The organism is Spirosoma sp. 209, assembly GCF_002006735.1.
Taxonomy (GTDB): domain Bacteria; phylum Bacteroidota; class Bacteroidia; order Cytophagales; family Spirosomataceae; genus Spirosoma; species Spirosoma sordidisoli.
In genome coordinates this window covers 108631-131008 of sequence record NZ_MVEC01000001.1, presented here as the reverse complement: position 1 = coordinate 131008, position 22378 = coordinate 108631, and the positions used below count along the sequence as shown (strand labels likewise).

Here is a 22378-nt window from a genome sequence, read left to right as displayed (position 1 = left end):
TTGCATTAATAATCTATTAAAGTGGTAAACTTTATGGCCACGACGACGGTGGGCCTCTGTGTGCCGACGACCGGCGCTGAACCTGATTATATCGACACATTCGCAGCCCCTGTCGGCAGATGGAAGGCCAGAGCCGGTAAAGCCGCCCCAGGCTTGTATTTTGCATCCGTATGAAGTTTTTTGAACGCTACCAGACCGGGCTTCATCTGATTGGGTGGCTCGTTTTTATCGGATTGCCGTTTCTGACCCTGCCCACGTTTCTCTGGAACCAGCAGGATCTGATCAGCATCGGTATGGCCCAGTTGCTCACCAGCCTGCTGATCATTGCGTTCTTTTACGTCAACCTGCGCCTGTTGATGCCGAAGCTGCTCGACAGTCGTGATCAGGCTGGCTCGGATGGCCTCTCAACGGGGCAGTATCTGTTGATCGTGCTGGGGATGCTGGCTGGTGTCGTGCTGACCCGTTATGCCAGCTTTTTCCTGGTTCCACCCGCCGACATGATCCAGCGGTCGATGGGTGGCCCGGGGCCGGGTTTCCCGCCACCACCCGATGGCCACCGGGGGCCGGGACCGCATAGCCCCTGGCCGGGGGCACTGAGCAGTGGTATTTCGTTCGGATTTGCCATGATGGTCAGTTCGCTGATGGCGTTGTTCCGGTTTCATACCCGCAGTCGGGAAGCCCGGCAACAGATGGCCCTCGAAAAAGTATCGGCCGAACTGGCCATGCTTAAGCTACAGGTGAGTCCGCACTTTCTGTTCAATACCCTGAACAACATCCGGTGGCTGGCCCGCCGAAAGTCGGATCAGACCGAAACGGCCGTGGTTACCCTGGCCCAGCTGCTCCGGTACATGATTTACCAGGCGCAGCAGGACCGGGTGCCGCTGCGGCAGGAAGTCGACCATCTTCGCCATTATATCGATCTGCAGCAGATGCGGCTGGCCGATAAACATACCGTCAGTTTCAACTGCGAAGGCCCTATCGATGAGCATACCATCGAGCCGCTGCTGTTTATCCCGTTCGTTGAGAATGCGTTCAAGTACGGATTACACGGTCAGCGGGAGAGCCATATCCGCATCGGCCTGACCGTCACGGACGATACGCTGACCTTCCGGACCGATAACCCGGTTGCCGGGCCTCCGCCACTCGAGCCTGGTTCGGAGCCGCCAGAGGCTGGGCTGCCTGAGTCGGGAATCGGCGTCGCCAACGTCCAGAAACGGCTGGCGCTGCATTATCCCGGCCAGCACGCGCTGTCGCTGGTGCAGGAGGATAATCGCTTTCGGGTTGTACTGACCTTACATTTACGCCATGAACAAGCTCCGCTGCATCGCCATTGACGACGAACCGTTTGCCCTCGAGATGCTGGCCGACGATATTGCCAGGGTTCCTTTTCTGGAGCTTGTCGGGCAGTTTGCGAGTCCGCTCGATGCGCTGGATACCCTCCGGCAGCAACCGGTCGATCTGCTCTTTCTGGATATTCAGATGCCAACCCTGACCGGGGTGCAGTTTCTGCGCACCCTGCCGCAGCGGGCCGGCGTATCGGCACCCATGGTTATTTTCACAACCGCCTATGAGCAGTACGCCCTGGAGGGGTACGAACTCGACGTGGTCGATTACCTGCTCAAACCTATTCCGTTCGAGCGGTTTCTGAAAGCGGTCAACAAAGCGTACGATCTCTTCGCCCTCCGGCAGCCACCCCCCGCACCCGCCCCGCCCGATGCGCCGTCGGCGGCCACACCGCCCCCCACCCGGGGCTACTTCTTTATCTTCTCCGAATACCGGGAAATCAAGCTTTATTTCGATCAGGTGCTGTACGTAGAAGGACTGAAAGATTACGTGAAGATTTTCGTGGCCGATCAGGCGCGACCGTTCCTGAGCCGGCTGACGCTGAAAGCCATCGAGACCCGGTTGCCTGCCGAGTCGTTCTGCCGGGTGCATAAATCATTCATCGTATCGCTCGATAAAATCAGCTCGTTTCAGCGAACGAAAATTTTTGTGGGCAAGCAGGAGATACCCGTGGGCAGTAGTTATGTCGACGAGTTCGAGCGGAAATACGGGGCGGGCTAGGGAGCCGGCCGCTTCGGGGGTGGGGTGCGTCGGGCCCGTTTGTCGAGTTCCAGTTGCCGGTATACCTGCCTGAACTCCTGTCCGCTGGCAACGGCGTCGGTCAGAACCCGCACGTTGGCCCGCCCAACCGTAGTGAGCCAGCGCGATACCTCGTCGGCGGCCGTCTGGTAAGCGAGCATAACCCGTTCGTAGCCTCCGCCAAAAAAATCGCGGGTCGATTCGAGTTCCGAAAGCGGCAGCACCGACCGTTGGGTGAACGGAAGCTGGTACTCGTCGACGTCGAACGAGTCGGCCGGAGCGGGCGTATCGGCGGGTTTGTCCCAGAGGTCGGGGGGGCTGAACCGATAATCGACCATGAGCGCCAGCCCTTCGTTGAACCAGACGGGAATCTGCCGTTTCACCCGCCACCAGCCCAGCCGCGCAAACAGCTCGTCGTGACAAAGCTCGTGCGCAATGACGTCGGCGTTGTTGCCTTCTGGCCCAAGTACCAGAAACGAATCGCCCCAGGGCGTTCCCAGACTGCATCCGGCGCCTTCGCCACCCAGGCAATATTGTTCATAATCAGTCTGTTTCGGGCAGTAGATCAGTACGGCCTGGCCGCGTCGGTCGCCCCAGAACCGGCTGATCCGGTTGCGGGCCGTCAGCACGTGGGCTTTGAGCTGGCTGGTTTGCCGGGCTGTGGCTGCCTGATTGACGTATACCCCCGGGCTACCGTTCAGCAGGCGAAAGCCCGGCGTCTGTCCGATCCGCATACACCGCCACAGCTGCGGATACAGCAGCAGAAAACCAATCGGCAGGGCAATCAGTAAAGGCAGGAGATAACGAACAAAAAGGCGCAAGCGGAAGCAGATTTTATTCGACGCGAAGTAAGCGACGAAGTATACTACGAAGTACGGTATAAATTCAAGACGTCGTAAATCGCAGTTTGTTTGGTCAGAGCCGGCTGGCAAAACCAAACGCTTAGACAATACCTTACGATCAAAGCCGGATTACTGGCCTACTTTATTGGTTTCTATGGCAACATCTACACTTATCATTGGCGCGGGTATGGCGGGTCTGTCGGCCGCCCAGGCCCTGACGCAACAGGGCTGGCGCGTTACTTTGCTCGACAAAGGGCGCGGAGTTGGTGGTCGCATGGCTACCCGACGCCTGCTGACGGCCCGTGCCGACCACGGCGCTCAGTATTTCTCCGCCCAAAGCACGGCGTTCAGCTCGTTCACCAACAGGCTGGCCGCGGCCGGGGTGGTGACCCCCTGGCATCTGGAAGAAGCCGGTCGCACGGAGTCGGAGTTCACCCATTCGCGCTTCGTTGGGGTAGGGGGCATGAGCGCTATTCCTAAATACATGGCCGATGCTCTGACGGTGCTGACCGGCCAGAAAGCGATTCGCATTGGTCAGGACGACGCAGGCTGGCAGGTCATTACCGAGACCGGCGATACCCACCGGGCTGACTCGCTGCTCATCACCATACCCGCTCCGCAAGTCCTGGCCCTGCTGCACGATAGCGGTCTGTCTCTTACCGACACTGACCGCCAGGCTCTGTCAGCCATTGTTTACCAGCCCTGTATCGCGGTGCTGGCCGCGCTCAACAAGGCCAGCCACATTCCGGCGCCGGGCGGTATCCGCTACGAAACGGGCGATATTGCCTGGATTGCCGATAATGAGCAGAAAGGCATTTCATCTACGCCTTCCGTTACCCTGCACGCCAGCGCGGCCTTCAGCCAGGCTCATCTCGACGAAGCCGATCTCAACACCCTCGGCCAGCGGCTGCTTGAGCAGGTGGAGGACATGGTGCCGGCCAGCTCGATTGTTGCCATGCAGGTGCATCGGTGGCGGTATAGCCAGGCCGAGGTCCGCCATCCGGATTCGTATCTGGCCGCTACGGCACCGTTTCCGCTGCTGTTCGGGGGCGATGGTTTCGGGAGCGGCAACGTAGAGGGTGCGTTCCTGTCCGGTCTGCACATGGCCCAGGCTCTGACGGGTGTAGCGATGGAAGGTTAATTTTTAGTTGACTATCAATGGTTTGGTCTTCACCATGGTCCGTGTCCTCACCGGGACGCGTAGTCGAACCAAGCCCGCGTCAGCAATAATCAGGTATCAGCTAAACCATCCGGGCGAGTGGTCCGTGAGGACACGGACCACGGTGAAGGGACACGGTGAAGAGCGGGGAGCCGACCGTACGAACCAGGTTGGTCGGCGCTACTGTGGTTGCAGGTTGGGCTGGGCGGTTGCCTGCGGCTGGGCCTGAATCACCTCGTAGTCACTGGCATTGACCCGGCGGGTGGCCTTTCGGTAGGCTGCCGTCAGGTCAGGCCAGATGGTGGTGTTCCGGCCTTGTTTGTTCAGGTACCAGCTCTGGCAGCCCGAGGCCCAAACGGTGGTGCTGAGCTTCTGCTGGATACCCTGGTTGTAAGTCTCCTGCGCATCGGGTTTAACATCGAGGAACGCGCCCTGGCCCGCCCGATCGAGTAGGTCGAGATAACCCATGACGTAGTTCAGCTGCGATTCGATCATGTGAACAATGGAGTTGTGCCCCAGGCCGGTATTGGGCCCGACCAGAAACAGCAGGTTGGGGTAGCCCGATACCGTCAGGCCGTAATGGGCTTCGGCGCCGTTCGTCAGCCACTCGTCGAACAACACCCGGCCCCGTCGGCCCGTCACGTGCAGATCGCAGATGATGTCGGCAGCGACGAAGCCCGTGCTGACTATGATCGCATCGACCGGGTGTTCGGTACCGGTTTTGTCGACAATGGCGGTGGGCGTCAGTTCGGTGATGACGTCGGTAACCAGCTCGACGTTGGGTCGGGCGAGGGCCGGGTAATAGTCATCCGAAACCAGCACCCGTTTACAGCCCAGTTTATAGGCTGGCGTGGCCTTGCGCCGTAAGGCCGGGTCCTGAATGGCACTTTCCAGATGCCTGAGCGCCTGTTTGGTACCGAAAGCGTTGAACGTGTCATTGCCCAGAAACGACAGCCCCCGCAGCTCGTTGGTCCAGTAAATGAACGACCGGTACAGTTGCCGGAGCGCGGGCACGTGCCGGAACAGCCGCTGCGTGAAAGGCGACACGGGTCGGTCCAGGCGCGGGGTGACGTACGGCGCGGTTCGTTGAAAAACGGTGAGATGCCCAACCCGCGGGGCAATGGCCGGTATGATCTGGATCGCGCTGGCACCGGTACCCACTACCGCTACGCGTTTCCCGGTCAAATCATACGAACTGTCCCAGCTGGCCGAGTGAAACAGGCGACCGGCAAAGGTATCCATGCCCGGCCATACGGGCAGGCTGGGGCGGTTGAGCGGACCGATCGCGCCGATCACTACCCGTGCCGTTGTAGTATGCCCCGCCCGGTCGGTCAGGGTCCAATAGCCGTCCTCTTCCGAAAAGGTGGTTCTGACAATCTCGGTATTGTAGCGGATGTACGGGGTCAGGTCGAACTGCCCGACGGTTTTTTTCAGGTAAGCCAGAATCTCGGGCTGGGTCGAATAGACCCGTGACCAGTGCGGATTGGGCGCGAACGAGAAGGAATAGAGGTGAGAGGGCACATCGCAGGCACAGCCCGGATATACGTTGTCGCGCCAGGTGCCGCCCACTTCGCTGGCCCGCTCGAACACGACAAACGAAGTGCCCCGTTGCCTGAGCCGGATGGCTGCGCCCAGACCCGCAAAACCGGCTCCGATAATGGCTACGTCAACAGAAGGCGTCGACATGGTTACGATGGATGAGTTGATGTACACAAATATACCTTAAACCAGACAGGATTGAACGATACGCCGAAAGAAGGGTGTTAGTGGGAAAAAGTGTGGAAAATAATCTACTAAATCCATCTGTAAACCTACGTTTCATCGTATTTTTAGTGTTAATCCCTCTTTCCATTAATCAATATCTGTTTATGCAACGTACTCAGCTGAAAGAGTTTTACGGCTATGGACTGATTCTGGCCGTTCTTATTTCTGTACAGGCGTACTCCATTTATGTAGCCGTAACCACCGACTTATCCCTTAGCTGGCAGCATTATCTGGGTTTTGGCGCTACGGCCGTAGCGGGGGTGTTGTGGGCGTTTCGTAAGCCGCAGTATCTCTTCTACGCGCTCGGACTCACGTTGATACTGGGGTACGAGAACCTGCTGGGGTTTACGCCCTCGCTCGATTTCACGGCGACCCGCTATTACATCAACAACATGGCGCTGCACGTTTCGTATCAGGATTTTTCGATGTACATGCTGCTGATCTGGGCCTACGTTGCCCATGACCGGTTGCGAAATCTGGTAACGGGGCTGCTGGTCAGATAGCCCGTGCGCCGTTTACCCGCGTAACGCATTTCGTAAACACGTCAGGGAGTGGCTGGTTTCTCGTCCGGAAAGCTGCCACTCCCTGACGTGTTTGTGTTGATGGCCGGTCAGGGTCGGCAGCCGCACGATCTTACCCGTTTGCCAGTTGGCGTCGAATCGTCTGTCGTCGGGGAGCAGCCTGCAAAACCGGGCGGGTTGTTCGGCGGGGTTAGGGAAGGGCCCAACAAAAAAACCGCTCGTCTGAGCGGTTTTTTTGATCAACGCATGGCCGATAAAACGAATCCAACGAACCACTTAGGCCGTCAGCGACCAGCCCTCGCGGTACTTGCGCGATACGAACTGGTTGGCTTCGTCGAAGTTGGTGATCTTCATGTTCTTGCCATCCCAGGTTAGCTTCTTGCGTCCTGGGTAGCTGAAGCCACGGCCGTTGGCATTGGCGTTGCGCAGGGTATAGCTCCGGATCGCCACGTTACCCATCAGCACCGACTCGGTCAGCGGACCGGCAAAGTCGAACGACGAGGTCAATCCTTTATGTTCTTTGCTGTTAAAGCCGGCCTTGCAGGCTTCGGTCCACAGCACCTGATGACCATTTTCGGGCAGGGCAGGGCCGTCGGTCTGGATCTTGGCCGCTTCAAATTTCTTGCCGTCTTTGGTGTATACCTTCGGATCGTTACCGTACATGCCGCATACCATCAGGCCTTTATCGCCGATCATGAGCACGCCATTTTCGCCGTTTTCCGGCATTGGCTCGCCCTCGGGCAGGAACTCGGGCCGGAAGGGACGAAGGCCACCGTCGGACCAGGTCATGGTAACGGCCTGCTTGTTTTTAGCCGACTCGGGAAACTTCAGCTCAACCCGCGACGAGGGCGGGCAGCCTTCGGGAATATATTCGGGTGTCCAGTCTTTGAGGAATACCGAACCGATGCTGGTTTCTACCTCGGTGGGGTAGCCCAGACCGAGTACGCGGAACGGCACGTCCATGATGTGGCAGCCGATATCGCCGAGCGCTCCGGCGCCGAAGTTCCACCAGCCGCGCCACTTGAACGGGTGATAGGCGGGGGTATAGCCCACTTTCTGGGCTGGCCCGATCCATACGTCCCAGTCGAGGTCGGCCGGTACGCTGGCATCGGCCTGCGGAACCGGAATACCCTGCGGCCATACGGGGCGGTTGGTCCAGAGATGAACGGTATGCACCTTACCGATCAGTCCTTTGTCGAACCACTCGACCATCTGTTTCTGCTGCGGGTTCGAGGACCCCTGGTTGCCCATCTGGGTAACGACCTTGTATTTGCGGGCCGCTTCGGTGAGCATCCGCGCTTCGTAAATATTGTGGGTTAGTGGTTTCTGCACGTATACGTGTTTGCCCCGCTGCATGGCTGCCATAGCGATAACGGCGTGCGTATGGTCAGCGGTCGAAACCGTTACGGCGTCGATGTTTTTGGCTTCCTTATCGAACATCTCCCGGTAATCCTTATACCGTTTGGCGTTGGGGTGCTGCTCGAAGTTTTTCTTGACCTGATCGCGGCTCCAATCCACATCGCACAGGGCTACAATGTTGTTGGCCCCTTTGTTGAAGGCATTGTTGGTATCTGAGAAGCCTTTGCCGGCAATACCGACACCGGCAATGTTTAGCTTGTCGCTGGGCGCAATAAAGCCTTTGCCACCCAGTACGTGACGGGGTACGATGAAAAAGCTGGTAGCCGCCAGGGCACCAGTCTGGATAAACTGGCGACGGGTTGTGCCGTTACCGGTTGGTTTATCGGGTTGATTCATAAAAAAAGTGCTTGAATCTGGTTCACTTGTCAAAAGAAGCGGTTGCCTGTTTTTTACCCGGCGGTCAGCGGATTTTTCGGGTGGGACGGCTGCTATATTTGGCGCTCGTTGATCATCCGTTCATGAGCAGACTGCTTTTTTTACTTCTCTGGGCCACGAGTGCCCTGGCTCAATCATCCCTGCCTGCCCTGATTCCGGCACCGCAAACCCTCGAAACCCGTTCTGGCACGTTTGTGCTGACGGCCCAGACCCCGATCACGGTGCTGACGCCGGTTGCGTCGGTGCGCCGGATGGTGCAGGACAACTTACCGGGTCTGAAGCTGACCGATCAGCCCCGTCCGGCCAGAGCCATTACGGTTCGGCTGGCCGCGGTAGCGGGCGTGGGCCCGGAAGGGTATGACCTGGTCGTGGGGCCATCGGGTATTACGCTGACAGCCCCGCAACCGGCCGGGTTGTTTTACGGCTTACAAACGCTGCGGCAGCTCCTGCCCGCCGGAGACCCGGTGCCGGCCAGGGGTGTTGCCGGAAACCAACCCCTGACCCGGCGCACCCTGCCGGCGCTGCACATTCGCGATCAGCCGCGGTTTGGCTGGCGGGGGCTGATGCTCGACGTAAGCCGTCATTTCTTTGATAAGGCCTTCGTGAAGCGATTCATCGACCAGATGGCCCAGTACAAGTATAACGTCTTTCACTGGCACCTGACCGACGATCAGGGCTGGCGGATCGAGATCAAGAGCCTGCCGCTGCTGACCCAGATCGGCTCCCGGCGCGTACCCCGTACCGGTCGGTGGTGGGATATCGAGAACCCGCTGCCCGGCGAGAACCCTACCTATGGTGGCTACTATACGCAGGAAGACATCCGGGAGATTGTGCGGTACGCGGCAGACCGGCATATCACCATTGTGCCCGAGATCGACATGCCCGGCCATATCATGTCGGCTATTGCGGCCTATCCGAATCTGACCTGCGGAAACAAACCGGTGGTGGTACCGCCCAACGGCAAATTTTACCGGCTGGAAGATAACAATCTCAACCCCTGCGAAGACAGTACGTACATCTTTGTCGATAAGGTGCTGACCGAGGTGGCGGCCTTGTTTCCCGGTCCCTACATTCACGTGGGGGGCGACGAAGCGTACAAGGGATTCTGGGAGAAATGCGATGCCTGCAAGCCGTTCATGGCCGCCAACAATCTGAAGTCGGTTCTGGAGCTGCAGAGCTACTTCATCAAACGGGTCGAAACGATTGTGCAGGCCAAAGGAAAGAAACTCATCGGCTGGGACGAGATTCTGGAAGGAGGGCTCGCCCCCGATGCAACCGTCATGAGCTGGCGCGGCATGAAAGGAGGGATCGAAGCCGCCAGACAGGGGCACCCGGTCATTATGACGCCGTTTCAGCATTGTTACCTCGATCTGTACCAGGGCGAACCTACGGCCGAACCCAGTACCTATGGGATCTGCCGCCTGAGCGATTCCTACGCGTTTGAACCCGTTCCTGACAGTGTGCGGGCGGAGCTGATTCTGGGTGGGCAGGGGAATCTGTGGACAGAATCGGTGCCGAACGCGCGCCATGCCGAGTACATGATCTGGCCCCGTGCGTTTGCGCTGGCCGAAGTACTCTGGTCGCCCAAAGCCGCCCGCAACTGGCCGGGTTTCATGAATCGCGTCGAAGCCCACTTCCGGCGGTTCGATGTGCTGGGCGTCAACTACGCCCGGAGCGTTTATAACCCGATTATTACCGTAAAGCGGCCGCCCATCGGGTTTGTCGAGGTATTCCTGAGCCACGAACTACCCGACGCGTTTTTGTACTACACCACCGACAATACCCTGCCCGACGACCGGTCTCCACTCTATACTAAACCGATCCTCATGCCCAAAGGCGCCGACCGCCTGAAAGTCGTAGCCTACCGAAACGGCAAACCCATCGGTCGCCTGATCGAAGTCACAACCGACGAGCTAATGAAACGGATAAAATAACCGGACTTGCCGGGTATAAGCTGGGTACGGTGTTGATGAATTATAATGCGCGACCTGGTACTAAGGCATTTGAAAGGTAATGTACGGCATCCTCAGGTCGATTTGGGATCAACGTTGGCCTGAGAATGGGTCTTCTTTCTTACGGAAGTAATTGCCGATTGCGGCTGCTACAAGCACCAGTAAACCAACAAGAGTTGCTTTCATAAAAATGCTAAGGTTGAAGTGCGAGAGGGTAGATTAACGGAGAATACTGGCGCAAAAATAAAATGGATTAGTATGCACTTGAAGCTGTCAGGTATTCTTCTGGTCAGGCGTTTATGATTTGTTTTCGAATGATACGTAGCGACGCTCCTGATAAGTTTGTACAGTAAAGAACCTATACGGAGCTAATAAGGGTACTAGTAAACAATACACGGCTATAATCATCGCGTTTGTCGCCTTGTTGACAAATGGGTATGGAGACTATACGTTGATTTGAGTTTCGTAATCAGCTGCTATTCTGTTCATGAAGCTCCTTCCTTACATATTCGCTCTTGGGGTGTGTTTGTTACCCGCCACGCTCTCCGCCCAAACCACAAACGGATTTACCGACGATGTAGACGCGTTTATGAAGGCCCATGTGGTCGACGGGCGCGTGGATTACGCGCAGCTAAAAAAGTCGGGTGCTGAGTTGGCAGGTTTGTACAGGCAACTCGGCTCGGTTAATCTGACGGGCGCATCCAGCCCGGAAAAGAAGGCATTTTACATCAACGCCTATAACGTAGCGGTTATCTACCAGGTTGTGCAGGCATTCCCGCTTAAATCACCCCTCGACAAAGCAGGCTTCTTCGATAAGCTCAAGCATCGGGTGGCGGGGCAGGAGATGACCCTGAACCAGCTCGAAAAAGAGAAGCTGCTCGCTGCCTACGGCGATGCGCGTGTGCATTTCGTTGTCGTATGCGCGGCCGTGAGCTGCCCGCCGTTGGCTGGTTTCGCCTACACCGCCAGTAAGCTGGACGCCCAGCTGGACGAACGTACCAGGCTGGCGCTCAACAATGCATCGTTTATCCGGGTCAACAAAGGCCAGAAGAAGGTGGAACTATCCAAAATATTCGACTGGTACAAGGGTGATTTCACGAAAGACGGCCAGTCTGCGGTCGCCTTCGTCAACGGGTTTCGGCGCGAGAAAATCCCCGCGGATTATGCCGTGGGCTTTTACGAGTACGACTGGAGCCTCAACGCCCGGTAACCCCAGGGCTGACAAGTGCTCATCAGTTTAGTAAGCGCATTCCCCGTCCGGCCACATTTTTTATTCGCCAGCCTGATAGAAATTTCGTATTCGTGCTTCCTCCACGTAGCCGCATCTCCGGTAAAAGGCTCGCTGGTACTCAAAGTCCGGTAATACTGAGGTTTCGATCAGCAACAACCGTTCGTGCCGTGTCCGCAATGCCTGTTCAACGTAACGCAGCAAAGCCGCTCCGCGACCCTGTCCCTGACGGTCAGGATGGATGGCAATCAGGTACAGATTATACGTGCCGTCGGTCAGTCGCTCCGGCGCGTAATAAGCTATACCCACCGGCCCGTTGTCGTCGTCGGTGAGCCAGCTGTCGCTACTGTCGGGATTCGTAACGTAATCAGCCAGCATCTCGTCCAGCATGTCGGCGGGAAACAGACCAACGGCGTCGCTCCCGACCAGATTTGCAGGTGCGATACCCAACCCAGCGGCTCACCGACCACGGGCTGTACGCTGGTTACTTTCCATTGGCCGGACTCTCCGCCAACGAACGTAGAAAGGGTAGTGGCCATGCGACAGAGAAGCAGGGTAGGCGTGGGCTATTTCAACTCGGCATTCCCGAACAGTACCGAAAAGGCTTTGCACCAGATGATGACAAACCGCTGCCGGGCCGGATCGGCGCTGGTCGGGAGCTCGACCGAGAACGTACCGCTCGTGCTGTTCAGTCTCGACACTTCGATAAAATTGCGTAGCCCCGTGTTTTCGGCCAGGTAGATACGCAGGTCGGGGCCGCCATCTGTGCGGAAGTTGGTAAAGACCAGCGTCTGTTTGCCGTTAACGGCCTGCACGCTTACGGTCCCGCTGGTGGGGTGCACATTGCTCACAAACATGCCCTGCAGGCCTCCAGCCTGCCCTGTCGTAGTCGTTGATGATGCGGGTGTTCCGACGGTGGCGGTGCCGGATACCGGGGCCGTACCGGTCGTGGCGCCGGGGTTGATGGTTTCTTCGGTCGTTGAACAGCCGACCAGCAGGCCCAGGGCCAGCAGGGAAACGAATAAAAGCGTTTTCATCGTATCGGTCATTGTGTGTTTACCATTTGATGAATATGCCGGCGTTGTACGACCGCGAGAACGGCACGTTCTCACCGGCCAGCGCGCCAATCACGCTGGCCGTCAGCCCCAGTTTGTCCGGAACGATGTCGTAGGCCGCCTTCAGGCCCGCCCCCAGAAACTGTTGGTCATTCAGGTACGTGCCCGTAAACTGGTAGGCCTCCGTATTGAAAAACGGTCCGTTTTTGGCGGGCAACCGAAAATCGATCGTACCGGCTACCCACAGCCGCGGGTGCAGCCGGTAGCCGAATTCGCCGTTCAGCTTCAGAAAGTTGCTGTAGTTCTGCGTCATAAGTCCATAGCCCGCTTCGGCGTAGTAATAGGTGCGGCTCCCGCCCGACCCTACGGAGAGGTAGGGCAGTACGGTCCAGCCTTCGTAGCCCGTTCGCAGACCCAGCCGGTCATTGTTGGTGAAGGTGTTGGCCAGCGCATCGACGCCTATACTGACTGTAACGGGACCATCGAGCAGCGCTCGTTTTACGCCCAGGCCCATATTGCCGATACCCGTCAGCGTACCGGCATTGACCGGGTTGGCGCTAACATTGGTACTTGGCCCCGTCTTCAGTAGTTTGTAGGGCAACACCCCCCGGATTTCCCAGCCTTTGGCGATGCCATACTCGGCATAGAGCTGCAGGGTTACGTCGCTGGTGTTTCTGAACACGGCGGTTTCTGAGCCGGTGGGCCCGTAGACGGCGTTGTAATACAGACCGGAATAGCCAAGCTGCACAAAGCCTTTACGGTAGCCACGAATCCAGGGGCCACCCGCCATCGACAGCGTAGACAGGGTAAGGAGGAGCGAAACAAGAAAAAGACGGCGCATACGAGTGGTAGAAGAGGGTGAGTTACTTGGACTCTTTATCTTTTATCGATGGCCAGTTGGCGTCGGCCTTTTTGATGTAGCCCGTCTGGTCTTTGTTCCATTCCGTCCGCACGTTCGTGTTGTAGTTCAGGTACAGCTTATCATCAACGATGGTCCAGGCAGCGGCTTCGGTGGGGGCCTTGTAGCCGCGCGATGTGCCAAACGCGCAATAGCCGCCGTACTGCGGAGCGTAAGTCACGGGGTTCGCCCTGAACGTATCCCGATTTTTTTCACTGGCAAAATACCAGTCAGCGTCTTCGTAGCGGTAGGTGATTGTAGGGTCGCCCGGTACCGGTTTGTGCTCGGTGAAGTAAGCGACGGGGTCGTAGCCGTTGATGGCCTTACCGCCGGGGGCGTAAATGGTTGATTTCTGAGCAAGAGCTGTCGTGACGGACAACAGGGCAAGAACGATCAGACGAAGAATGGGCAGTTTCATGGTGGTTATTTAGTTGATACATGGGTTGATTGACCAGACGTCAGTTGGTCCAGAATCGCGTCGTGAATCAAATCCGGGCGACTCCAGGGGATGAAGTGATTCATCTTCGGAATCAGCTGCATCGTGACGGGCGCGTTAACGAGCATTCGTTGGGCAAACGCGGCATTGCCGGCGGGTACCAGGGGGTCATCTTCGCCCTGAATGACCGTGACGGGTACGCGGATCGTGGCCCAGCGCGGACGCATCGTTTCCAGCTCACCCTTGAGTGGCAAAATTTCCTGGTTACTTACGTCGAGTTCGGTGGGCAGCCATTGCCGGAACGGAAACACGGTGCCGATGGGGCGGTACCATTCCTTTTCTTCCAGGTCGGGATCGATCGAGGGAGCAACCAGAATGAGGCCACCCACGTCGTTGGGATAGTCCATCGCCATCCGGGCGGCTACGGGTCCACCCAGTGAATGCCCGACCAGAATGGGCTTGCGGACGGAACGACTGAGCCGCAACAGAGGAGCCAGACTGGCGGCCTGAACGGCCAGCGAGCGTTCGGGTTTCCCCAGCCCTGACTTGCCAAAACCAGGCCGATCTGCCGAAATTAACTGCGCGCGGGTATAGAGAGACGAATCGGCAAAGAAGCTGATAAAGGCATCCCACGACCCCGGCGAACCGTGAATAAACAGGACTGTAGGTAAGGTATCCCGTCCAATCCGGGCGTAGTGAACCGGCCGGGTCCCATTACCGGGAACAGCCTGAATCATCGCAAACGTGGGTTTCACCGGTCGACTGGCGAAATAATCAGCCACGTTCGGATCCGACATCCGCACCGACACAAACCGGGGGATCAGCGCTATCAACAGAAACAAAATGAGTAGCAGCATACGCCATCGAAAACGAGAAGAGCCCATAAGTAGAGACGCAACCGCACCGGCGGACCGGCAATTGCGTTTGGTTGGCGTCAGCAATTAGTATCCATAATCATCCGATCGGCAAAAACGCAACTACCTTTGACCGCACTTACATGACGGCCTGAACCAGCTGCCAGATCGCCATGCCGATAAACAGCCCACCCGTTAGCCGGTTGATCCACGGGCCGTTCAGGTACCGCAAAAGGCGGTGCCGCTGCCAGTCGGCCAGCCATACAAGAACGACCAGCAAACCAAAGGCACCCGCGGCCGTTCCGAGCGCAAATACCCACTGGCTGGTAAACTGCCCGGCCGGCACCAGCATGTGGCTGCCAATGGTGGCCTGACTCAGGTAAAGCCACACCGCCGACCAGAAAGGCAGTAGCTGCGGGTTCGTGGCACCCAGGGCGATCCCTTTCCAGAACGGCAGCGATACCCCATTGGTCGGCGCAACGCTCAGCACAACGGGCTTCTGCCGAAAGGCGGCAAGGCCAGCGCCCAGCAGCACCGGAATCGGCGCATACGCCAGAACGACCGTCCAGGTGGACTGCGCAGGAATGAGCATCAGCCCACCGGCCGCCAGCCCACTATACCCGATCTCGGGCAGACTGCCGCCCAGGGCCAGCCACAGTCCGGCGCGCCGGCTTTGGCTTAGCGTCGTCTGTACAACGGCCAGATTAACCGTGCCGGGATGCATGGACCCGGCGAAACTAATGACGCTGACGATGAGGAAGAGCAGGAGCATAGGGCTTGATTGTCAGTTCTGTACGGTTCCATTGTCAGGCTGGTAATCTGACCGGCCGGGGAGTCGTGGGTGGTCAATGAGACTGGTGCTGTACCGTCGAATAGGCTACTCCAAAATGCGGGGGTAGGTCAACGTCAGGGAACGCGTTCATAACCGCAACCTGGATCAACGCCATGTGATGAATCGCATGTTCGACATTGTAGAGCAGCTCGCGGGCAAACGACGACGGGATCTGGATGGTCTCGGCGCCCGCCACCGACAGGTCGGCTTCCAGCTGTAGGTACTGGTTGAGATCGAGCCGCTGGATAGACCGGTCGATCGAGCCAATGCGCCGGATGGCTTCGTCGGGGTTTACTTCGAGCCGCAGGTCGCGCTGCCGTTGGTCATAGTTGAGCAGGCCCGTTCGGGCGCTGTTGACCAGCAGTTCGTAGAATTCCAGAATGTGCCGAACGTGCTTGCCGATGGTGTTTCCCGACAGTACGGACAGTGGGCGGGCGTAGTCATGATCGGTTAATTGGCCGATTACGTCGGCGAGTTGCATCATAATGTCGGTACTGGCAGATTTCAGACACATGGTAAGAAAAGCGGATGGGTGAATGAATGAGGTGTTTGTTGATGAGGCACTACGGCTATACCAGGCGGCTGCGTTTACATAAACTGCCTGACGCGGGCTCCCCCGACGGTTTTCTTGCCAGGGGCGTTGCCCAGTAGAGTGAACACGATGGGCACCCACTGCTGACGGGTCAGGAGGAGGATAACGACACAGCTTACGGCCACGACGACCCCCAGAAAGAACAGATACCCGCCGTCGCCCAGAATGTCGATACCCAGCACCGTCAGGTGCGACAGGATAGCGCCCGCCATGACGCCCAGGCCAATACTGGCTCCGATCCAGCTCGTGCGGGGAATCAGGATGAGTAGAGCTGCAACCAGCTCAACAACGCCCGACCCGATGCGGCCCCAGGGCTCGACGCCCAGCTTGGCGAAGATGTACACGGATTCGGCTTGTGCGCCAAACTTGAAATACAGCGTCTGGAGCAGGATGATGGCGGCTAGCAAACGAGCGGCCCAAAGGACATAAAGAGTGATGGTGTTCATGATTGATAAGGGGTTTACGAATTGTGTTAGGACTGGATGAATTTCGACCAGCTGGCGTCGGCTTTCCGGTGCAGCGCTGGCTCGTCTTTGTTCCACTTGGTGAGGGTGTTGTTGATGAAGGTGTGGTAAAACAGGAAAAGCTTACCGTCGGTGATTTTGAAGGTTTCGGGGTCGACCTCAACTTTTTCACCCGCGGCCCCCATGGCGTAGGCGCACCAGCCACCATATTGCGGTTCGTACTGGCCGGGGTTCTCCTGAAACGCCTTCAGGTTGGCGGCTGAAGCGAAGCGGTACGTTACATTTCTGTGCGTGAATGTGTGGGCGGCCGACCCCTTTACGGCCTTGTTCTGGGTGAAGTAAGCCACTGGATCGTAGCCCTGAATGGCGACCCCTTTATCGAGGTTGAAGTGCTTTTTACGAACAGTCGGGTCCGATTGAACCAGGCCCGACCCGGCCTGGCTCGGCTGCATAAAAAAGGCGAAAGCGATGAACAGTATTGAAAGCGTTTTCATGATCTTGTTTTGACGATTGATGGTCGAGTGCTTGGCGCAAACTCCCTGACTCAATTGCCAAATACCGTTCCAGCCGTGCCAGGCCGGCCAAAAACGCGCTCACTGGCCGGAAAACGCCTAAAACGCGCAGAGAGCACGCTTCCTTGCCAGCGGGTAAGTCCCGATATTTCGTAACTTTCACGAAATGACCGGGACTTACCCGCCCGTTATGTGTCAGACCCGTGATGAGTATGGCGCAAAAGGGCCCAATCTGGCTCATATAGCTGTTAATCCCGGCCAGCGGGCCATTCGGACCAGGAATTGCAGGCGTACTTATCGTGTATGAGCCGGTCAACGGCATACCGCAACGACTTTTCACCCGATCATGATGGAAAACGAAACCGCTGTCATCTCCCCCAAGGTGCTTCGACTGTCGCACTTCACCGTCGAAAACGCCCTGGAACCCATTCTTCTTTTCGACCAGCGCGGTCAGGTGAAGCGGGCCAATGCAGCGGTCTGCCGGCAACTGGGCTATGGCCCTGACCAATTCAGCACCCTGCATTTTTGTGCCATTCACCCCGACTACAGCCAGGAGCAATACGCCGACCTATGGCAGCGGCTGAAACAGGCGCAGACACTGACGCTGGAGATGAGCCAGCTCCGGCAGAATGGGACGCTACGACAGGCTGAGATTGGCATGAACTTTATCCAGCTCGACGAACAGGAATACCTGTGCTGTTTCGTGCGCGACGTGACCGAACGCTCGCAGCTGGACGATACGCTCCGCCAAATCTCGGAAGGAACGGCTGCCAACATCGGCATCGACTTTTTTCAGTCGCTGGTGCAGCAACTGACTACCACGCTGAACGTGCAGTTCGCGATGGTGACCGAGTGCACCAACGTCGAAAAGACCCGCGTCCGGACCCTGGCCTTCAGCGTACATAATGCGCTGCACGAAAACGTCGAATACGATCTGGCCGGTACGCCCTGCGACATTGTCATGAAGGGCCGCGATTTGTACTTTCCCACCGATGTAGCCGACAATTTTAGTAAAGGTGTCGGCCTCGAATCGTACCTGGGGGTGCCGATCTACGATAAACTGGGTGAAGTAGTTGGCCACCTGTCGGTGAGTGACACCCGCCCGATGGCCGACCACCACAAGTACATCGGTATTCTGCGGGTACTGGCTGCCCGCTCGGGGGCCGAAATTGCCCGTAAGGTGGCCGAAGAGCGGCTGCTGCGTATTCAGGAGCAGCTCGAAGCCACCGTCATCGAGCGAACCCGCGAACTGGCCGAAGCCAAGGAAGAAGCCGAAGCTGCCAACCGGGCCAAGAGCGATTTCCTGGCAACGATGAGCCACGAACTACGCACCCCCCTCAACGGTATTCTGGGCTATACCCAGCTGTTCAAACGGGACCCGATGATGACCGAAAGCCAGCAGAAAGGCGTGAAAATCATGCACGACTGTGCCGAGAGCCTGCTCTCGCTTATCAACGACGTGCTGGATCTGTCGAAGATCGAAGCCCGCAAGATGGACGTGCTGTCGGAGGTGTTCTACCTGCCCGAGCTGTTGCAGCATATTGCGCAGCAAACGCAGGTTCGGGCCGAACAGAAGGGGCTTCGATTCGAGACGCACCTGTCTGACAACCTGCCGGCATGGGTGGTAGGCGACGAGCGTAAACTCCGGCAGGTGCTGTTGAATCTGCTCGGAAACGCGGTGAAGTTTACGCCAACGGGTACAATTACGTTCCGGGCCGAGTGGAACCCCGACCGGCTGGATCACGCCCGTCCGGAAACACCGTCCCCCACCATCCGCTTCATGATCGAAGACACCGGCGTGGGCATTGCCAACGAACAACTGTCCAGTATTTTTCAGCCGTTTCAGCAAATCCGCGAATCGAACGACTTTGTGGAGGGCACCGGCCTCGGCCTGTCCATCACCGACCAGCTGGTCCGGCTCATGAACGGCGATCTGTACGTATCGAGTCAGGCGGGGCAGGGTACCCAGTTCCGCCTGTCGCTGACCTTGCCCGAGGCCACCGGTGCCCCCGCTTTGGGGCAGAGCACCCAGTCCGATCAGCCGATCATTGGGTACGAAGGGGCGCGCCGAACGATTCTGGTGGCCGACGACGGCTGGGAAAACTGCTCGGTGCTGACCAACCTGCTGACCCCCTTAGGCTTTACGGTTATCGAAGCCCGCAACGGTCGCGAAGCCGTTGAGCAGGCTATGCTGCACCAACCGGACCTGATGCTGCTGGATCTGGTGATGCCGTATCTGGATGGGTTTGGCGCCCTGAAGCAGATTCGAAGCAATCCGGCTACGAGTCAGGCCACCGTGTTTGCGTTTTCGGCGAAGGTGTTTGAGCAGGATAAGCAACGGAGCCAGCAGGCCGGATTCGATGATTTCGTGCCCAAACCCGTTCAGCTGGATTCGCTGCTGACCAAAATCGGCAGGCATCTCAACCTGACGTGGCAAACCCGGCCCGGCGCGGACCCGGCAGCCGCGCCAAAGGCGGGTGGCGCGCCGACGCAACTGCCCGAACCGACCCAGCTGGAAGCGCTGTATGAACTGGCCCGCCTGGGTGATATTCAGGGGGTATTGACGATGATTGCGGAGGTTGAAAACGCCAACCCGGCCCACCAGCCGTTTGCCGACCAGATCCGACAGGCCGCCAGTGAGTTCGATACGCGCCGGATTAAAAAATACCTTCAAACCTGTTTAGAAACGGTATGAGCGCGCTCATTACGAACCACGCGGCTACGGACGACATGGACAGCATCGGCACCGGCCGCACCATCCTCATCGTAGACGACATGCCCAACAACATCAGCGTGTTGTACGAAACCCTGACCCGGTTCAAGTACAAAGTGCTGGTGGCCCGCGACGGCAAAAGTGCCATCGAGCAGGCGCAACTGGCCCAGCCCGATCTTATCCTGCTCGACGTGATGATGCCCGGTGTGGACGGCTTCGAAACCTGCCGCCGACTCAAACGGGCAGACACCACGCAGGCTATTCCGGTGCTGTTCATGACAGCCCTGGCCGAAACGATCGATAAGGTCAACGGCTTCAACATGGGCGCGGTGGATTATATCACCAAACCCTTTCAGCTGCAGGAGGTACTGGCCCGCATCAACACGCACCTGGCCCTGCGCGGGTTGCAGCACGAACTGCAGGTTGCCAACGCCCTGCTCGAACAACGCGTTGCCGAACGAACCGAGTCGCTCTCGAAAGCACTGGCCGAAGTCGAGCAGCTGAAAAACAAGCTACAGGCCGAGAATACGTACCTGCGCGAAGAAATCAAGCAGACCAGCAACTTCGAGGAAATCGTCAGCCAGAGCAAAGCCTTCGGGAAGGTGCTCCGGCAGGTCGAGCAGGTTGCCCCCACCACAACGTCGGTCCTGATTCTGGGCGAATCGGGTACGGGCAAGGAGCTACTGGCGCGGGCCGTGCACAACCGGAGCAGCCGCCGGAATAAAACGCTGGTGAAAATCAACTGCGCTGCCCTGCCCGCCACCCTGATCGAGAGTGAACTCTTTGGCCACGAGAAAGGCGCGTTCACCGGGGCCACCGCCCAGAAAATCGGTCGCTTCGAACTGGCCGACGGGGGAACGATTTTCCTGGACGAGATCGGAGAAATGCCGATCGATTTGCAGGCTAAACTACTGCGGGTGTTGCAGGAAGGCGAACTGGAGCGGGTGGGGGGCACAAAAACCCTCAAAGTCAACGTGCGGGTCATTGCCGCTACCAACCGTGATCTGGACAAAGAAATCAGCGACGGCCGCTTTCGGGAAGATTTATACTACCGGCTCAACGTATTCCCTATCCAAAGCCTGCCCCTGCGCGAGCGTAAAGAAGATATTCCGCTGCTGGTCCGCCACTTCTGCACCAAACACGGCCCCGGTATTGGTCGCCAGATCGACGTTATTCCACCAGACGTGATCGATACCCTGATGGAGTACCACTGGCCGGGCAACATCCGCGAGCTGGAGAACGTCGTCGAACGCTCACTGATCATCTCGTCGGGCCGGAAACTGGAACTCGGCGACTGGCTCCGGCGGAAACAATCGGTCCCCAAACCCACCGGACTCATAACCATGGAAGAAGCCGAGCGCAACCATATCCTGGCCGTGCTGGAGCACACCCGCTGGAAAGTCAGCGGCAAAAACGGAGCCGCCGAAATCCTGGGGATGATACCAACCACGCTGGACTCGCGCATGAAAAAACTGGGTATCCAGCGGCCGTAGACAGTGGCCCCCGGTCGTTTACGCCAGGATTTCGACGTGGCGGCCGACAGGACAAAGTTGCCAACCAAAAGCAACCAGAGGATGGTTGAGGGGCATGCGGTGGTGCTGCGCTCAGGGTTGGTTCAACGCGGCAAGCTGCCGTTTGGTGGGCAGGGCTGTAAAGGGCATTGTCATAAACTTCGTGACGGCCGAGAGCCAGCGGGAGAAACTGCGTTGTCGGTAAGGCGACTGCTCGATGAACCGGCGGGCAATGGTCTCAAAATCTTCGGGTTCGCGGCCGGTCAGTTCCTTAACAACGGTGGTTGGCCCGCCCACATCGAATCGGTTTAGTCGGAACTGCCGGTTGTAACAATTAGCCTGAACAATGCTGAACGCGTCATAGCCGAATTCCTCTCCGGTCATGAAGCCGGCTTTCAGAAACAGCTGGTCGGGCAGGGGCAGGAGTCTGACTTTCCGACCACGGATTCTGGAAAAAATGGCCGCCATCTGCTCCGCCGAAACCGACTCCGGACCCGTCGGGTGTATTTTCAGGCCGACGTAGGGGGCCGGATTCCTGAGCAAAGCCGCAGCTGCCGCCCCCAGATCCCGACTCGAAACCCAGGGACATTTCCCGGCCCCGTACGGCGAAGGCATAATACCCAGCTGAATAATAAATTCGAGAAACGGGATAACCACCTCCGCAAAGTATCCCGGATTGAAATAGATGACAGGCAGACCGGAGTCTTCGAGCAGCTGGTAAGCCGTTTTAATGTCGTTGGTGAGCCGGCTTTCCTGATCGGCAAATTCGGCCAGCCACTGTCCCATAAAGACAACGGCCTCCAGTTGGGCTTCCCTGGCTGCCCGGATAAACAGGGCTACGTTCTGCGGCATACCAGGCATGATCGGGTAACAGTAGTACACCCGCCTGACGCCTTTTAGCGCCTTCGCCAGCGACTCGTACTGGCTAAACGCACCGATGGCCACCTCGGCCCCGCGTTTTTCCAGTTCCAGCGCCCGTCTGTTGCGGGATCGGACAAAGATCCGGACGGCATATCCGTCGTTCAGCAACTGAAGGGTGGTTTCGTAACCCGTTTTTCCCGTCGCTGACGTTATCAATACTGGCTCATTCCTTTGTATCATAATCGTGTCTGTTTACGATACAAAGGACGCGGGCCAGGGCTGGGCGCAGCTTCGCAAATGGAAAGAAC

At 57.8% G+C, this 22378-nt stretch carries 22 protein-coding genes; 8 read left to right on the top strand and 14 right to left on the bottom strand.

Going from position 1 to position 22378, the window contains the following annotated elements; genetic code table 11:
• The first annotated feature begins 170 nt into the window (after positions 1–170).
• Positions 171–1334 (top strand): sensor histidine kinase, encoded by a 1164-nt coding sequence (locus B1C80_RS00565; protein WP_077919103.1) that lies wholly within the window; start codon positions 171–173, stop codon positions 1332–1334.
• Positions 1306–2064 carry a LytTR family DNA-binding domain-containing protein gene (locus B1C80_RS00560; RefSeq protein WP_077919102.1) on the top strand — a complete coding sequence of 253 codons (759 nt, stop codon included), beginning with the start codon at positions 1306–1308 and terminating at the stop codon, positions 2062–2064. Before B1C80_RS00565 ends, B1C80_RS00560 begins: the two co-directional genes overlap by 29 nt.
• Here the strand turns inward: B1C80_RS00560 and B1C80_RS00555 are convergent.
• Entirely contained in the window at positions 2061–2903 is an 843-nt protein-coding gene (locus B1C80_RS00555) for a hypothetical protein (protein ID WP_077919101.1), read from the bottom strand. The genes B1C80_RS00560 and B1C80_RS00555 overlap by 4 nt on opposite strands.
• A gap of 175 nt (positions 2904–3078) precedes the next feature.
• Between B1C80_RS00555 and B1C80_RS00550 the strand changes: the two genes are divergently transcribed.
• Positions 3079–4065, top strand: a complete 987-nt coding sequence (locus B1C80_RS00550) for an NAD(P)/FAD-dependent oxidoreductase (RefSeq protein ID WP_077919100.1) — start codon at positions 3079–3081, stop codon at positions 4063–4065.
• A 198-nt stretch (positions 4066–4263) separates the two neighbouring features.
• Here B1C80_RS00550 and B1C80_RS00545 read toward each other — a convergent pair whose 3' ends face one another.
• Positions 4264–5769, bottom strand: coding sequence for an NAD(P)/FAD-dependent oxidoreductase (locus B1C80_RS00545; protein WP_077919099.1), 1506 nt, complete (start codon positions 5767–5769; stop codon positions 4264–4266).
• A 182-nt stretch (positions 5770–5951) separates the two neighbouring features.
• On the opposite strand from B1C80_RS00545, the gene B1C80_RS00540 reads away from it, so the two are divergent.
• Positions 5952–6350 carry a hypothetical protein gene (locus B1C80_RS00540; protein ID WP_077919098.1) on the top strand — a complete coding sequence of 133 codons (399 nt, stop codon included), beginning with the start codon at positions 5952–5954 and terminating at the stop codon, positions 6348–6350.
• A gap of 12 nt (positions 6351–6362) precedes the next feature.
• On the opposite strand, the gene B1C80_RS28610 is transcribed toward B1C80_RS00540, so the two are convergent.
• Together B1C80_RS28610 and B1C80_RS00535 are read right to left on the bottom strand one after the other, a co-directional pair.
• Entirely contained in the window at positions 6363–6611 is a 249-nt protein-coding gene (locus B1C80_RS28610) for a hypothetical protein (RefSeq protein ID WP_129600286.1), read from the bottom strand.
• Positions 6612–6644: 33 nt separating this feature from the next.
• Positions 6645–8123, bottom strand: coding sequence for a Gfo/Idh/MocA family protein (locus B1C80_RS00535; RefSeq protein ID WP_077919097.1), 1479 nt, complete (start codon positions 8121–8123; stop codon positions 6645–6647).
• Positions 8124–8245: 122 nt separating this feature from the next.
• Between B1C80_RS00535 and B1C80_RS00530 the strand changes: the two genes are divergently transcribed.
• Together B1C80_RS00530 and B1C80_RS00525 are read left to right on the top strand one after the other, a co-directional pair.
• Positions 8246–10096 (top strand): beta-N-acetylhexosaminidase, encoded by a 1851-nt coding sequence (locus B1C80_RS00530; RefSeq protein ID WP_077919594.1) that lies wholly within the window; start codon positions 8246–8248, stop codon positions 10094–10096.
• A 505-nt stretch (positions 10097–10601) separates the two neighbouring features.
• Positions 10602–11324 (top strand): DUF547 domain-containing protein, encoded by a 723-nt coding sequence (locus B1C80_RS00525; RefSeq protein ID WP_077919096.1) that lies wholly within the window; start codon positions 10602–10604, stop codon positions 11322–11324.
• Positions 11325–11384: 60 nt separating this feature from the next.
• Here the strand turns inward: B1C80_RS00525 and B1C80_RS00520 are convergent, their stop codons facing one another.
• The 9 genes from B1C80_RS00520 to B1C80_RS00475 form a co-directional block, all read right to left on the bottom strand.
• A complete protein-coding gene (locus B1C80_RS00520; protein ID WP_236648543.1) occupies positions 11385–11792 on the bottom strand; it encodes an N-acetyltransferase in 408 nt (135 codons plus the stop codon).
• Positions 11793–11908: 116 nt separating this feature from the next.
• Positions 11909–12379, bottom strand: a complete 471-nt coding sequence (locus tag B1C80_RS00510; RefSeq protein WP_161492688.1) for a DM13 domain-containing protein — start codon at positions 12377–12379, stop codon at positions 11909–11911.
• 19 nt (positions 12380–12398) lie between these two features.
• On the bottom strand, positions 12399–13238 hold the full coding sequence (locus B1C80_RS00505; protein WP_077919094.1) for a hypothetical protein: 840 nt from the start codon (positions 13236–13238) through the stop codon (positions 12399–12401).
• Between the two features lie 22 nt (positions 13239–13260).
• Positions 13261–13713 (bottom strand): YHS domain-containing (seleno)protein, encoded by a 453-nt coding sequence (locus B1C80_RS00500; protein WP_077919093.1) that lies wholly within the window; start codon positions 13711–13713, stop codon positions 13261–13263.
• Positions 13714–13718: 5 nt separating this feature from the next.
• Complete coding sequence (locus tag B1C80_RS00495) at positions 13719–14588, bottom strand: alpha/beta fold hydrolase (protein ID WP_236648542.1); 870 nt, start codon at positions 14586–14588, stop codon at positions 13719–13721.
• A 136-nt stretch (positions 14589–14724) separates the two neighbouring features.
• Entirely contained in the window at positions 14725–15357 is a 633-nt protein-coding gene (locus B1C80_RS00490; RefSeq protein WP_077919091.1) for a LysE family translocator, read from the bottom strand.
• Between the two features lie 73 nt (positions 15358–15430).
• Complete coding sequence (locus B1C80_RS00485; protein ID WP_077919090.1) at positions 15431–15931, bottom strand: hypothetical protein; 501 nt, start codon at positions 15929–15931, stop codon at positions 15431–15433.
• A 74-nt stretch (positions 15932–16005) separates the two neighbouring features.
• Positions 16006–16455, bottom strand: a complete 450-nt coding sequence (locus B1C80_RS00480; RefSeq protein ID WP_077919089.1) for a DoxX family protein — start codon at positions 16453–16455, stop codon at positions 16006–16008.
• Positions 16456–16481: 26 nt separating this feature from the next.
• Positions 16482–16967 (bottom strand): YHS domain-containing (seleno)protein, encoded by a 486-nt coding sequence (locus B1C80_RS00475; protein ID WP_077919088.1) that lies wholly within the window; start codon positions 16965–16967, stop codon positions 16482–16484.
• Between the two features lie 364 nt (positions 16968–17331).
• Between B1C80_RS00475 and B1C80_RS00470 the strand changes: the two genes are divergently transcribed.
• Complete coding sequence (locus tag B1C80_RS00470; RefSeq protein WP_236648541.1) at positions 17332–19680, top strand: ATP-binding protein; 2349 nt, start codon at positions 17332–17334, stop codon at positions 19678–19680.
• The gene (locus B1C80_RS00465) at positions 19677–21191 is read left to right on the top strand and encodes a sigma-54 dependent transcriptional regulator (RefSeq protein ID WP_077919086.1); all 1515 of its coding nucleotides are present in this window, start codon (positions 19677–19679) and stop codon (positions 21189–21191) included. Before B1C80_RS00470 ends, B1C80_RS00465 begins: the two co-directional genes overlap by 4 nt.
• Positions 21192–21302: 111 nt before the next feature.
• Here B1C80_RS00465 and B1C80_RS00460 read toward each other — a convergent pair whose 3' ends face one another.
• Positions 21303–22310, bottom strand: coding sequence for an NmrA family NAD(P)-binding protein (locus tag B1C80_RS00460; protein ID WP_077919085.1), 1008 nt, complete (start codon positions 22308–22310; stop codon positions 21303–21305).
• Positions 22311–22378 lie beyond the last annotated feature (68 nt).